9 protein-coding genes are annotated in these 15,236 nt (G+C 34.4%); 3 read left to right on the top strand and 6 right to left on the bottom strand.

Translation table 11 applies throughout. The annotated features are described in order from the left end of the window. Positions 1–13: 13 nt before the first annotated feature. Positions 14–2,044 carry a carbohydrate binding domain-containing protein gene (locus Z054_RS0102235; RefSeq protein WP_152538434.1) on the top strand — a complete coding sequence of 677 codons (2,031 nt, stop codon included), beginning with the start codon at positions 14–16 and terminating at the stop codon, positions 2,042–2,044. A 161-nt stretch (positions 2,045–2,205) separates the two neighbouring features. Beyond that, positions 2,206–3,792 (top strand): solute:sodium symporter family transporter, encoded by a 1,587-nt coding sequence (locus tag Z054_RS0102230; protein WP_024768470.1) that lies wholly within the window; start codon positions 2,206–2,208, stop codon positions 3,790–3,792. A 79-nt stretch (positions 3,793–3,871) separates the two neighbouring features. Here Z054_RS0102230 and Z054_RS0102225 read toward each other — a convergent pair whose 3' ends face one another. Beyond that, entirely contained in the window at positions 3,872–6,748 is a 2,877-nt protein-coding gene (locus Z054_RS0102225) for a T9SS type A sorting domain-containing protein (RefSeq protein ID WP_024768469.1), read from the bottom strand. 691 nt (positions 6,749–7,439) lie between these two features. Between Z054_RS0102225 and Z054_RS27745 the strand changes: the two genes are divergently transcribed. Continuing rightward, positions 7,440–7,712, top strand: coding sequence for a hypothetical protein (locus tag Z054_RS27745; protein WP_024768468.1), 273 nt, complete (start codon positions 7,440–7,442; stop codon positions 7,710–7,712). A gap of 175 nt (positions 7,713–7,887) precedes the next feature. On the opposite strand, the gene Z054_RS0102215 is transcribed toward Z054_RS27745, so the two are convergent. The 5 genes from Z054_RS0102215 to Z054_RS27740 are packed head-to-tail and all read right to left on the bottom strand — an operon-like array spanning position 7,888 to position 15,234. After that, entirely contained in the window at positions 7,888–8,913 is a 1,026-nt protein-coding gene (locus tag Z054_RS0102215; RefSeq protein ID WP_024768467.1) for a UDP-glucose--hexose-1-phosphate uridylyltransferase, read from the bottom strand. Continuing rightward, positions 8,907–9,344: a YybH family protein gene (locus tag Z054_RS0102210; protein ID WP_024768466.1), complete on the bottom strand. Its 438-nt coding sequence runs from the start codon at positions 9,342–9,344 to the stop codon at positions 8,907–8,909. Before Z054_RS0102210 ends, Z054_RS0102215 begins: the two co-directional genes overlap by 7 nt. Positions 9,345–9,351: 7 nt before the next feature. After that, complete coding sequence (gene galK / locus Z054_RS0102205; RefSeq protein WP_024768465.1) at positions 9,352–10,503, bottom strand: galactokinase; 1,152 nt, start codon at positions 10,501–10,503, stop codon at positions 9,352–9,354. Then, positions 10,504–12,084 (bottom strand): solute:sodium symporter family transporter, encoded by a 1,581-nt coding sequence (locus Z054_RS0102200; protein WP_024768464.1) that lies wholly within the window; start codon positions 12,082–12,084, stop codon positions 10,504–10,506. 6 nt (positions 12,085–12,090) lie between these two features. Then, the gene (locus Z054_RS27740; RefSeq protein WP_035090149.1) at positions 12,091–15,234 is read right to left on the bottom strand and encodes a glycoside hydrolase family 2 TIM barrel-domain containing protein; all 3,144 of its coding nucleotides are present in this window, start codon (positions 15,232–15,234) and stop codon (positions 12,091–12,093) included. Positions 15,235–15,236: the final 2 nt, after the last annotated feature.

Raw genomic sequence — 15,236 nt, 5'->3', positions numbered from 1 at the left:
TAAATTTTTTATCATGAAAATAGTAAAGTTTTTTTCGAGTATACATTGCATCCTTTTTATGGTGTTAGTGTTGAATTTATCATGTGAAGATGATCTAGAGGAGCTACAAACCATAAAGTATGCTCAATGCGAAGATGATAATGTTGTTGCAAACCTTAATATCGTTACAGATTTTGAATGTCAATCGAACCAAACTTTATCTAATGTAGAGGCGATTAGAAACCCAAATGAGATAGGTATTAATAAAAGTAAGTTTATTGGGAAGTATACTGATGGTACTGGGACCCAGGATGCTTTGGTTATAGATTTTGGCAAACCAATAGATTTATCTACTCATGCACTGTTTAAAATTAAAATTAAAACTGATATTTCGGCAACAGTAAAAGTTAGATTAGAAGGAGGTTCTTCAGCTCCTGTAGAAATAACAGTCTCTCTTGATGGTAATAATAAATGGATAGAGTATCAATTTGATTTTGGTGATCAAAAGGATCAAAATCATACAAAAATTTTAATATTCTTTAATCAGGGTATAGAAAATGATGGAACAAAAGAAGTATATTTTTTAGATGATCTCTTTTTTGATGTGTCAATTATTATTCCTGATCCGTGTGAAAATGTCCAAAAGGATTCAAGCATATTAAGTGACTTTGACTGTCAACAAAATGTATTCCTTGGAGACCCTACTATGGATACTACAGCTCCCGTTATAGCGAATCCAAATAAAAGTGGAATCAACACAAGCCAATTTGTAGGAGAATATAAAGATAATGGTACCGAGCCTTTTGATAATTTGTTTATCGACTTAGAATCACCAATAGATTTATCTGTCAATTCACAATTGAGTATAAAGGTTCTTGCCAAGAAGACAGGCCCATTAACTGTAAAACTTGATGGAGGTACGCCTATTGAAATAACAAAAACAATAAGTACGATAGATCAATGGGTAGAATATACTTTTGATTTTAGAACGGCTGTTGGAGCAGGAAACACAAATGTACTGTTGTTTTTTAATGCAGGTATGACAGATGGTACAGCAGAAGATATTTATTATATAGATGATATTAGATTTAGAGAATTTATAGATCCTTGTGCAGGCACCATTGCAGATTTAAGTATTGTAAGTGATTTTGAATGTCAACAAAATTTTCAATTAGGCAATAGTCCTGGATTTGTACCTGTAGTAGAAAATCCAAATAAAAGTGGAATTAACACAAGTGAATCCGTAGGAGAATATACCGATGATGGAACCAATGCATGGGATAATGTGGCTATTGACTTTGGGGGAGCTATCGATTTATCGGTTAACTCACAATTGAATATCAAAATACATTCTAGTAAAACAGTTCCTTTATTAGCCAAACTTGAGGGTGGTACATCTGCAGAAATATGGGGGAATATTGATGTAACCGGAGAATGGAAAAACTACACTTTTGATTTCAGTGCAGCGGCAGGTAATGGAAATACTAAAGTAGTCTTGTTTTTTAATGGAGGACAATCAGACGGTACAGCCACTGATATCTATTATATCGATGATATAAGATTTACATCTAAGGATTGCAGTATAATCGTCGAAGATTGCACGGGGGTTACTCCTGATCTTAGTATTATGAGTGATTTTGATTGTCAACAAAATTTTCAGTTAGGAGACAGCCCCGGATTTGTACCCATAGTTGCAAACCCAGATGTTAGTTGTTTAAATAGAAGTTCTAATGTTGGAGAATATACTGATGATGGAACCAATGCATGGGATAATCTGGCTGTTGATTTTGGCGGTGTTATCGATTTATCGGTTAACTCGCAATTGAGTATTAAAGTACGTTCTGATAAAACAGTCCCCTTATTAGCTAAACTTGAGGGCGGTACATTTGTAGAAATAATGGGAAGTATTGATGTAGTTGGAGAATGGAAAACCTACACTTTTGATTTCAGTGCAGCAGCAGGTAATGGAAATACTAAAGTAGTCTTGTTTTTTAATGCAGGTATGACGGATGGTACAGCTACCGATACTTATCATATCGATGATTTAAAATTTGTAACTCCATAGCCCCGGAAGAATAAATTCTTAATTCAGTTGTATCCCATTTAAACTGAATAATTTGGAGTTATTTAATAAAGGGAGAGGATTTTTCCTCTCCCTTTTTAATATGCTACCAAACTTTGATGATGGGATAACGAAAAGCAGAACAAAAACAAAAACTTAAAAACATGGGAGTACTTATATTTATAGCTTTTACCGCTATCGTTGGCTTTATTTCATATATGCTAACTCGAAATACTAATGAAAAATCATCAGATGGATATTTTTTAGGAGGACGTAGTTTAACAGCATCAGTAATAGCTGGATCGCTATTATTAACTAATCTGTCCACAGAGCAAATTGTTGGTTTAAATGGAGCTGCGTATAAAGAAGGAATCCTGGTAATGGTATGGGAGACACTAGCAGCAGTTGCTATGGTAATCACTGCAATATTTTTATTACCCAGATATCTTAAAGGAGGAATAACTACCATGCCCCAATTCTTACAAAGGAGATACGATAGAACGACCAAAGCAATTGCATCTGGACTGTTTTTAACGGGATATGCGGTTATTTTGTTACCAACAGTTTTGTATTCGGGTGCGTTAGCTATAAATACAATGTTTGATATTCCTGAGCTTATGGGGGTATCAGATACTACAGCATTATGGATTACTGTATGGGCGATAGGGTGTATAGGCTCAATTTATGCGATTTTTGGGGGTTTAAAAGCAGTAGCCGTATCAGATACCATAAATGCTGTTGGATTGTTAATAGGTGGTTTAATGATTCCTATATTTGGGTTATATGCCATAGGAGATGGGAGTTTATTAGGAGGAGTTGATGTATTATTAAAATCTCATCCCGAAAAATTTAATGCTATAGGTTCTCCAGAAGCTTCGGTACCTTTTTCAACTATTTTTACAGGGATGATGCTGGTGCAATTGTTTTATTGGGGTACCAATCAAGCGATCATTCAAAGAGCATTAGGAGCAAAAAATTTAAAAGAAGGTCAAAAGGGTCTTTTGCTGGGGTCTTTTATTAAGATTTTAGGACCTGTTATTGTAGTACTGCCAGGAATCATAGCATTTCATATGTTTAAAGGAGAACTTGCAAACCCCGATGAAGCATATCCTATGCTGGTAAGTAAAGTATTACCCGTATCATTGGTAGGTTTTTTTGCTGCAGTATTATTTGGAGCTATTTTAAGCTCATTTAATAGTGCTTTAAATAGTTCGGTCACTTTATTCGGGATAGACATTTACAAAGAATATATACATAAAGAAGCAAGCGAAAAAAAAGTTGTTAAGGCCGGAAAAACCTTCGGAATATTTTTGGCATTAATATCAATGTGTATCGCTCCTCTTTTAGCGCATGCAACAAATGGATTGTTTGGATATTTGCAAGAAGCAAATGGAATTTATAGTATACCGATTCTAACCATTATTGTTGTAGGATATATAACCAAGCGTGTTCCTGCTATTGCAGCAAAAATTGGGATTATTTTAGGATCCTTATTATATATTGTTAGTCAATTTATACTAAAACCCTTTGTAATTGGAACAGAAGACTACCCGCACTTTCTACATGTAATGGCAATATTATTTATGCTAAATATTATAATCATGTTAATTATAGGTAGATTCTATCCCAGAAAAGAAGAGTATAAGCAAGAGTACACAAAACAAGTGGATATCACTCCCTGGAAATATGTAAAAGTAACAGGAGGGATAATTTGTCTGCTTGTTATAGCTGTTTATATATATTTCTCTTAATTAACCAAGTTAGAGGAATATAAAAAAAGGCCCTGATATCAAATTTGATATCAGGGCCTTTTTTATAATTGAATTTATGTTATTGCTTGATAATAAACTTCTTGGTTAGTGTTTTATCATTTGATATAACCGAAAGGAAATACATTCCATCTGGTAAATTGTTTAATTCTACTCTGTTTTCAGATACTTTCCCATTTCTTACGATCTGACCGATATGGTTAATGATGCTATAATTTGAATCCTTGGCATTGTTCATTCGAATCAGGATAAAGTCTTTTGCAGGAATAGGATGAATAATAATGTTAGAACTTTCTAAATCTGTTTTCTCATCTGTATTAAAGTTATGCATTGTGGTATTCCTTGTACAGAAATTTATAGTATCTTCAGAAGTAAATGATCCCCCAGAGGCTAATACAGCACCCGAAACACTATTGGTTAACTCATACGAACCATTACCATAGCCACAGCAAATCCCATCACCAAATGTATCCTTAACTACTAATGTATAACAATCTGCATCCAGAGTTTTAGTTATAGTAAGAGTAGAGCCATTTGCTTGAGAGCCATATGACCCTCCATAGTGTACTGTCTGATTGTTCGCATTTTTAATTTCCCATGAGGTTTCGTCTGGATAATTATCAAAAGTAATACGCAGTTTTACATCATTTGTAGAAGGCGTTCCTGTAATAGTATAGTTATTATTTTTCTTAAAGAACCCTGGGTTTTCTAAATGATATAGACCAAAAAGCATAGTAGAAAAATCTACACCTTGAATAGTTTCTGCTTTCCAATTAATATCCTCTTTACTATATCTCCATAAAATTTCAGTTTGAGAAGTATTAGGTAGCGTATAGATTCCTTTTCCCGATGTATATAAATTAAGAATATCGTTTTTAATCTCATTATTTTGATCGACTGGTAAAAAACCAGCAATAATATGTGGTGATACAATCTTAGTCCAATTGTCGTTATCATTATTATAAATTTTATCTGCATGATAACCGTTTATTGCATTGGCAGCACCAGCTCCTGTACCCCATTCAAAAGATGCTCTGGAAATAGGATTGGAATATTGATCTTCAGAAACATGTTTCCACCAGTTTTTATCAGCATTTTTCGCATTTTTCATATAGTTAACATAAGAAGTACTAGATGCAAAATCATGAATTAGGTAATATGAAAATTGAACTAAAAAACTAGAAACGAAATTGCCACTACTATCCGTAAGTGTTTCATTGTTGATTACTGTGCTATTGGGAGCAGTGTAGGTTGCAGTTGCTCTGGGAAGTAAATATTGTCCGTTACCATCTGTATTATATGGGTTTTTATAAAATTTGTCCCAAAGTGTTTTACCCGATGCAGATCCCGATCGGTATATCAAATCGGCTACAATAATATACTCGTTATATGGTAAAGTAGTTGTACCGGGAATACCTTTTCCTGCACTATCTAAATCTCTATATATGGTACCATTATTTGCATTTTCTATAGCTTCATCCCAGGTTATAGAATTCCATAATTGATTCACAAGGGTTGTAATTCGGTCTTTTTGTTGTGTAGTAGCTCTGTTAGGTGCAGAAGGGTCTAAAAAATACTCCTTTGCAAATAGTGCTCCAGACATAAGGATAGCGGTATCTATAGAGCTATATTCAGAATTCCAGGCTCTCTGTCCACTATTTAGGTCAAAAAAGTGCCTGGCAAAACCACTGGCATTTGTATCCAAATTAAATCCAGAAGTATGCCCTGTCATTGTTTCTAATGTTTTTATAACCAAATCAGGAGCATTAGACTCCCAGTTTTTCTCATTGGCTATACATAAAGCGATCAATCCCATCCCTGTAGATGCAGTAGATCCCGGGTGATAATCATTATTATTAGAAATCAACTTAGCATCCCGATAGGCACCTTTATTGGTTCTAAGTAATTTGAACACTTCGTATGAATTCTGAGTTAATTGATCTATAGTACGATTAGTATTTACAGGATAGGTACGTTTTGTTCTAAAAAGTACATCATCAAAATAAAAGGAATTAGTATTAGAAGTATCGTTGTGTCCAAAAAAGATGAATAGTTTATCATATGTAGTATTTTGAGGAATCGAACTAAAATCAAAAGAGTATGTAGTCCATGTATTTGTATTGCCGATAAACCCTCTTCTTTCGATAGATTCTTGGGTAACCGAGTTTTCTAATTTTACTGTAAATCTGGAATATTGATCGTTCCCGGGATTTTGATTTTGTAGAATTTTGATTTGTAATTCATTGTGAGTACTATAATCAATAGTTCCGATAGTAGTTGAAACAAAGGAATAAGCAGCATTGTTTTTTGTAAACAAACCACAAGTAGCACTTGTATTCAATGCTTGTGAAGGCTGTGGGTTATTAACTTTATTAAAAACTCCATTAGTACCGTTCCAGCTTGTGCCACCAATTTCAAAAGTATCAACGATTTGAGTGTTTGCCTGGTTGGCAGCATAAGCAACAATATCATCAAAGTAAAATTTTTCTCCGCGATTAGAACCGGGATCAAAAAACAAGATTATTTTGTTTAACCCTGACATAGAGCTATTATCACTAAAATCAAATTCGTATTCGACCCACTTATTGATTTCTGTAATCGTCGTTGTTTTCTCTATGGCACCATTGTTTCCTTCGAGTTTTATAGTAAATGATCTTAGCGAACTACTATATATTTTAATTCTGATTTGATTAAAAGTAGTTAGGTTTATACCTTGATTTATGGATGCAAAGAACAGGCTATAGGGATGCGAAGATGATTTTGTATACGCGCCTATTTGTGATTGACTATTTTCAGGATTACTTTCTAAGGCATAAATGCCATTAGAAGCAATCCATTGAAGTTGAGCAGTATTCGAATTAAAATCTTCATAAACTTTTTGTGCGTGTATTCCATTTGTAAATAGAACAAATAATAGTAATTGTACAAATTTTGTCATACTTAATAATAGTTAAGTTAATACTAGATTTTTGAGCAAAAAAAACGACCTTACTTGTTTTGCGTTGTTTAATTTTTGTATCGAATTAATAAAGATGAAGTGCAGGTAGTTTCTTTACTATTTTAATACTTTCATAAAGTTAGATGATGTATTTGTAATAGGAATCTCCTTTTTTTGAGTGAAAACACGAAAATAATATAACATCATGAAAATCAAAGTTTTACAAATAGGCATCTATAAGGTAAGCCTCTGTTTTTTAACATATTAATGTATATATGATGTATAGATTTACGCAACTATTGTCACTGTATTGATGCTTTTTTTACTGATTTAATACCTAATGGCGCCCGTTTTAGATAATTCTGAAACCAAAGAAATACTGGATAGTACTATTCTATGAGTACGGTTTATAAAACGAGTACATATGCTTTATCCAAACCAAATTCATTACAAAAACACTCGCTTTTTTCGATAGGAGGATTACTCGTTAAAATACACTTTGATATCAAATGTAAACCTGAAAACTATAACACCATGAATTAAAAATTTAGTTTACGGTTTTCCTTACACATTAAATACGGAAAAACCATAATTTCGCTTTTTGTTACTATACCAATAGCCGTAAAGAACATAATCAAAAAACAGCAATTATCATTTTTCGCAGTGCAGTATGCGTTTTTAATCCATAGTTATGAATATCATGTTAAAGCAAATACAATTGATAGAGCGAATTGATCAACTTATTCGTTTGCAAGCTACAGGATCTCCCATAGAACTGGCGGAAAAGTTAGGCATCTCCAAAACCAAATTATATCGTACGCTTTGTGTTATGAAAGAATTGAATGCACCTGTAGAATTCGACACGCTCACACAGAGTTTTGTGTACTCCGAACCGGTAGGATTTACTTTTGGGTTCTATAAAAAAGGTCAAAAAAAGAATATCATTACTCCTTTTATAGGGTAGCTAAAAGAACGGTTAGCCCAAAACCTAGTAACCGGTGACCTGAAACCCAAAACCTCTTTATCTCTTTTCAAAAAAACTTTCATTTTTTTTCTCAGCCCAGAAAAACGAAACTGGGATGGCTTATCCTGTCTTGTCCTAAAAAAAGTTTACATATTTATACTTAACCCTATTATTATTATTGGATTAAGTCATAAAGCATTTTTGCAGCGGTTTCTGCTGTAACATCTCGTTGTGGCATCCCGAACATTTCATAACCAACCATAAATTTTTTAACAGTAGCACTTCGTAATAATGGAGGGTAAAAACTCATATGCCAATGCCAATGGGTATGATCAAGATTATGAGTTGGCGCTTGATGAATCCCACTAGAATAGGGAAAAGAACAATTAAATAATTGATCATATGCTCGAGTTAATACAGAAATACATTCTGAATAAGCAATTCGCTCATTTGGATTCATTTCTATAATCGATGACTGTCTCTTTTTTGGAATAATCATCGTTTCAAATGGCCAAATAGCCCAAAAAGGAACTAATACAACGAAGTGTTCATTTTGAAATATAATGCGTTCTTTCTTTTCTAATTCCAGAATCACATAATCTTCTAATAATGATGTACTATGTTTAGAAAAATAGTGTCGTTGATTGTTGTCTTTTTTTAAGATCTCATTGGGTAGATGAAACTGACTCCAGATCTGTCCGTGAGGATGAGGATTGCTACACCCCATAACAGCACCTTTGTTTTCAAAGATCTGCACGTAATTAATCTCTGGTAGTGCACCTAATTTTTGATATTCTTCTTGCCATACTTTAATTACTTTTTCAATGGCCTCTACAGACATATTGGCTAAGCTTTTAGAATGATCTGGGTTAAAACATATTACCTTGCAGATCCCAGTTTCACTTTTCACTTTAAACAATTCTTCTTCTATAGCAAAAGAAGGAGATTCGTTTTGTAATGCGGCAAAGTCGTTTTCAAAAACAAAAACATCCTGATAGTCTGGATTTTTCTTTCCTCCTGCTCTACTATTTCCCGAGCATAAATAACAATCTTTATCATAAGATGGTAATGATTGTGTATTGATTTCTTCTTCCTGGCCTTGCCAAGGTCTTTTTGCTCTGTGCGGGGATACCAATACCCATTCTCCTGTAAGTGGATTATAACGCCTGTGGGAATACTCTTGTAAATCTGTATTTAACATGAGGAATCTGCTACAATTTTCCAATGACCATTTATCTTTTTGAAAATGATCATAAAAGTACCGTCAGCATTACCTACGCTACGTATTAAATGATATTCTCCCATCACAAAATAGGATTCATAATCAATTCGTGAAATGTCATTGATGACAAAATTTAATGTGCCGGTATGTGCTCTAGAGGGATATCCTTTTTTATAATTAGATAATGTTTTATCCCAACCATACGTTAATCCTCTGCTACCATAAAACTTTAAAGAATCCGACTTCCAATACCCTTGCATATACTCTTCCAGGTCATGATTTGACCAGGCTTGTTCTTGTGCTTTCAGTACTTCAATGATTTGCTGTTTATCGGCTTTCTCATCTACTTTTATTTCTTGATGACAGCTGGCCAATCCCATTAGTATTCCCAATATATATAGATATCTCATTATCATATTATTTGATTTTATATGTTCCTTCTGCAATTTGTACATCATATCGACTTAAGGTTTTATTGAATTGTTTATGATATAACGGTGCAACCGTATTAATAAATGTATCTGTAGCTCCTTTTTTAATGATATTGATGGTACAACCGCCAAAGCCACCTCCCATCATTCGTGCACCTAATACATCTGGATTCTGTTTGGCATGATCTATCAAAAAATCCAATTCAGTACAGCTTACTTTATACTGGTTTTGCAGCCCGTTATGCGACTCAAAAAGTAGTTTACCAAAAGTTATGTAATCCTTTTTATCTAAGGCAATAGCAGCTTTTAAAACTCTTTCATTTTCTTGTAAGATAAATAAAGCTTTTTGGTAGTGGTCTTCAGTAATTTCTTTTTTAATAGTAAATAAGGCTTCATATGTGGCATCTCTTAGAGCAGATACTTCTAAGCGCGCAGCTACCGCTTCACATACCGAGCGCCTTTCATTATAGGCACTTTCTGTAAGACTGTGCTTTACATTAGTATTGATTAAAATAATATCATATTCTTTAAAATCAATAGAAAAGTAGGTCGCTTTAAGATTTCTGCAATCTAATAATAAAGCCTTGCCTTCTTTTCCAAACATACTCGCATATTGATCCATAATACCACACTGTACTCCTACATAATTGTGCTCTGCTTTTTGAGAGATATAAATCATTTCTTCTTTGGTTAGTCCAAGTTCGAACAATTCATTTAATCCAAAAACGATACTGTTTTCCAGGGCAGCAGAGGATGATAATCCGGCTCCAAGAGGGATATTACCAGCAAAGACCAAATCAAAACTACAGATTGTGATATCTCTTTTAATAATTTCGGCAACTACTCCCAATACATAATTTTTCCATCCTCCATTTTTGGCAGGTTGAATATTTTGTAGCGAAAATTCTAAAACCTCATCGGTATCTATGGCATAGACCGAACAATACATATTGTTGTTTTTCTGGATTCCTGAAACTATCCCTTTATTGATTGCTGCAGGAAAGACAAACCCACCATTATAATCGGTATGTTCTCCGATTAGATTGATCCTTCCTGGAGAAAAGGATAATACAGGTTTGGTGCTAAATCGTTTCAGAAAAGTAGATTTCACCTTTTCTAGTAATGATTCATTTGTCATTTATGCAAAGTATATATAGATTCCTAAAACAATCAAACAAATAGTGATCCCTACAACGTTAAGGTGTTTCCAGGGAGTGATATCAACCTGCTCTGTATAGTGTTGCTCATAAGCTTCTGTTCTTGGTCTGAATTTGCCAATAAGTAACATGATAAGTACATTGAGCACGAATAATATTGCCATAACATGTAAGAAGTGAGGGAATTGCTCAACAAAAACAAATTCATCTAATAAAATATAAGCAACATATAAAACCACACCAGAAATGATAGCAATTTTTGCTGCAATTGCAGGAACATATTTTGTTAGGTATCCCACTACAATAATGGTTAAGATAGGAATACTATAACATCCGTTTACTTTTTGTAAATACCCAAATAGCCCATCAGGAGCGTATGCGATTAATGGAGCAATACACATGGCTAAAATTGCTAATATGATGCCAAAACTTTTTCCTGCTTTTACCGTTTGCCGTTCTGTAGCATCAGGTTTAAAATGTGATTGGTATATGTCAATTCCGAATAAAGTGACCGAACTGTTTAAAGCACTATTAAATGAACTTAAAATAGCACCAAACAATACTGCTGCAAAAAATCCTACCCAAGCTGCGGGTAGCACCTTGGTCACTAACATTGGATATGCTTCATCTGGGTTATCCAATGTGTTCCCGAACATGTGAAAAGCAATTAACCCCGGTAATACAACAATTAGTGGTCCCAGTATTTTTATAAAAGAAGCTAATAACAATCCTTTTTGTCCTTCTTTTAAGTTTTTGGCTCCTAAAGCTCTTTGGATAATTGCTTGATTGGTTCCCCAATAAAATAATTGAACGAGCATCATACCAGTGAATATAGTTCCTATCGGAATTGAAGATTCTGGCCCTCCTAATGCTTTGAGTTTTTCGGGGTGAGATTGCGTTAGTGTAGCGATTCCTTCAAAAATACTACCATCACCTATGGCCATTAATCCGAATATTGGTATTAACAACCCACCGATCAGTAACCCTATAGCATTAATGGTATCTGATACGGCTACCGCTTTTAAACCTCCAAAAATGGCATAAATAGATCCTATGATACCGATTCCAAAAACGGTTATCCATAAAGCAGTGGTTTCGTTAACATTTAATATACCAGGTAGATCAAACATTGTATTAATTGCCAATGCTCCAGAATATAAAACGATAGGTAATAACACCACCACGTATCCACTTAGAAATAATGCAGAGGTGATTGTTTTGGTGGTTTTATCGTATCGTCTTTGCAAAAATTGTGGAACGGTGGTTATTCCTCCTTTTAGATATCGGGGTAATAAAAATACGGCTGTAACCACCATGGCAATTGCCGCCAGCGTTTCCCATGCCATAACCAGGATCCCTTCTTTAAAGGCGGCCCCGTTTAACCCCACGATTTGTTCGGTTGATAAATTGGTTAGTAATAACGAACCTGCAATAACGACCCCTGTTAAACTTCTTCCTCCCAGAAAATATCCATCAGAAGAAGATTCATCTGTTTTTCTGCTTTTTACATAAGCTATTATTGCCACTAATAATGTAAACCCTATAAATGTAATGAACTGCATAGTTTCTTATTTAATTGGTTGTATTGTAAATGAATAGTTATGTTTTGTTGGTTTTATGGTGTATTCATCATGTACCAAACGTCCCCATGAAGTATCTCCACCTACTCCCATTTGTTGATAGTCGATATTCCATTGAATAGTTTTTCCTTTTTTAATATCTGCTCCGTGTTTCTTAGTAACCGGGACTAATCCCGAAGCTGAAGCGGCTCCATCTTTTTCGCTATTAAAATCCAATTCGATCATAGCAAAAGGCCAAACACTACTATTGAGTAATGATGACGAACTGTTGGCCTTAACAGATATTGCATTCGAAGCAATTTTTATCCATCTCACATCTGTTTTATTCCCGGTTTCTTGTGGTCTGGAATAGGTATGAAATTGTGTATCGACCGTACCTGTATATACTCCTGTTTTAACCCCTGTTTTGCGATCCCAATAACTTTCTTCTGGACCATTACCATACCAGGATACCTTCTGGAATGTGTTAGGTAATGTAAGGTACATTCCTAATCTTGGGATGTTAGGTAAATCACTCTGGTTTGGAGTAAAGCTAAAATCTACTTTCATTTCTCCATTGGCACTAATATGATACGTTATGGCTACACTTGCTTCGTTTGCAGGAAGTGTGTAGGCTACTTTATAAGAAACACCAGAATTCTTTATTACAGGATTTTCGACAAGTTTTGCTTTATAATTATAAGAAGCATATTGCCATGTTTTGGCCCATTTATCCATACCATTACCTAGATCATTATCTGTAGGAGGGCGCCAAAAATTAGGCCTGATAGGATGATTAGTGATCACAATTTCATGATGTTTCCAGGAAATAATTTCACCGGTTTTTTTATCAAGTTTCAGATCTACTATTTTGTTTTGGATGTCAATAGATTGATCTTTAGATGTGATTTTTAAATCATTAGAAACTGAAGGTGTATTCATAAATCCAGTTCCTTTTTGAATAACAAACTGATCCCATGCAATTTCATGCCCTATAGGAAGTAATAAGTTTGCATCTTTTTGAAGTAAGCTTACTTCTAGAATGTATTCTTTGTTTTTGTCTAAAACCTTAGGGAATTTTTCTAGTGTTACTGCTTTTTTCTCTCCGGGTAATACAAGTGCCGAAATCCCATTACCTTCTGCTATTTTAGCACCATCTTCTAATACTTTCCAGGAAATACTTTTATCTGTAAAATCCTCAAAGAAGTTTTTATTTTCTATTTCTATACTTCCTTTTCCGCTAGTATAAAATTGTGCAGGTTCATACACTTTCTTTACTTCGGATAAATGTGGGTGTGGATTTCGATATGGATCTACTAATCCATTATTTAAAAAGTTGCCATCTGTTGGTAAATCTGGATGATAATCATGTCCGTATGCTAAGTATGGCTTGCCGTTTTCGTCTTTATATTCTAAACTTTGATCTACCCAATCCCAAATGTACCCTCCCTGAAGATTAGGATATTTTTCAATAATATTCCAATAGTCCTGTAGGTTACCAACAGAATTACCCATTGCATGAGCATATTCGATCATGATAGAAGGTTTATCAGAATCAGATTGGCCATGATGAATCAGATATTCTGGCTTTGGATACATCGGGCAATACACATCGGTATACTCTTCTTTGCCTGCAGGTTCATATTGTACAATACGATTATCATCGTGTTCTTTTAACCATGCATAGGTAGTTCTAAAAATCTCTCCTTCTCCTGCTTCATTTCCTAAAGACCAGGAATAGATAGATGGATGATTTCTATCTCTATAGAACATTCTTTGTGTTCGTGCCATATGCGCTGGCAACCAACTCATCTCGTTACCGATTTGGGTTTTTTCGTCTATAGCCAATGGGTGACTTTCTATATTAGCTTCATCAATAACATACAATCCATATTGATCACATAGATCTAACCAATAAGGATCATTAGGGTAATGTGCACTTCGTACTGCATTGATATTATGTTGTTTCATCGACCGGATGTCTTGTTCCATAGAAGCTCTGGAGACTACATGTCCTGCAAACGGGTCGGTCTCATGTCGATCTACACCACGTATATATATGGCTTTGCCATTAATTAAAACCTGGCTGTTTTTAATTTCTACACGTTTAAAACCAATATGTCGATTAATATATTGATTACTGTTGCCCTGATCCGGGTTTTCTAAAGTGATCCCCAAATTATATAGATTCGGAATTTCGGCAGACCACTTCTTAACGTTCTCTATTATTTTCTCTGCAGTAACATCAATTTTTGATTGCGCAGGTATTTTTATCTCTTCTGAAGTAGTATAAATAATATTTTTTCCATCTAATACCGTAACAGATACCATTCTGGTCACAGCCTCTTCAAGACTATTGGTTACAGATATAGTTCCTTTAAAAACCCCTTTAGTGTAGGATTCATCTAAGTTGGTATAGGTATAATAATCAGAAACAAATACTGTGGGTTGTGTATATAAATAGACATCTCTTTCTATACCACTCATTCTAAGCATGTCCTGGCTCTCTACATAGCTAGCATCACTCCATCGGAAGAGTTGTAGTGCTATAAGATTTTCTCCCTTGGTAAGGTATTGGGTTATATTAAATTCGGCAGGGGTTTTACTTCCTTGAGAATATCCTGCATACTGCCCATTTACATATACATACATAGCAGATTTAGCTCCTGCAAAATGGAGAATAACGTCTTCTGACAGGAAATTCTCATCTAAATGAATAAATTTTCTATAGGTTCCTACAGGATTATAATCTTTGGGAACATTAGGCCATTTTGTTGTAAAAGGATACCTCTCATCCAGATAGATTGGTTTTCCATACCCTTGTACTTCCCAATTTGCGGGTACAGGAATTGTATCCCAATCATGGTCAGTATATTCAGTATGTTGAAAAGTTGTCGGACGTTGCTTGGGGTCTTTTACCCAATTAAATTTCCAGTCTCCATTTAAACTTAAAAATCGCTTCGATTTTTCTTTTTGCTTTACTAACTTAGATTCGAAGCCAAAGAAAGTAGCTCTGGGAGGTAGTTTATTTTCTTCGAATATCTGATGATTAAAATGATTCGTTTGTTCTGAAACAGGTTGTAATGGCTCTTTATTACAGCTGTACATCCCTATTGCCCCTAATAATATGATTATATATTTTAATTTCATCATTG

The sequence above is a fragment of the Aquimarina macrocephali JAMB N27 genome (genome assembly GCF_000520995.1).
GTDB lineage: Bacteria > Bacteroidota > Bacteroidia > Flavobacteriales > Flavobacteriaceae > Aquimarina > Aquimarina macrocephali.
This window is presented reverse-complemented; position numbering and strand designations above follow the sequence as displayed.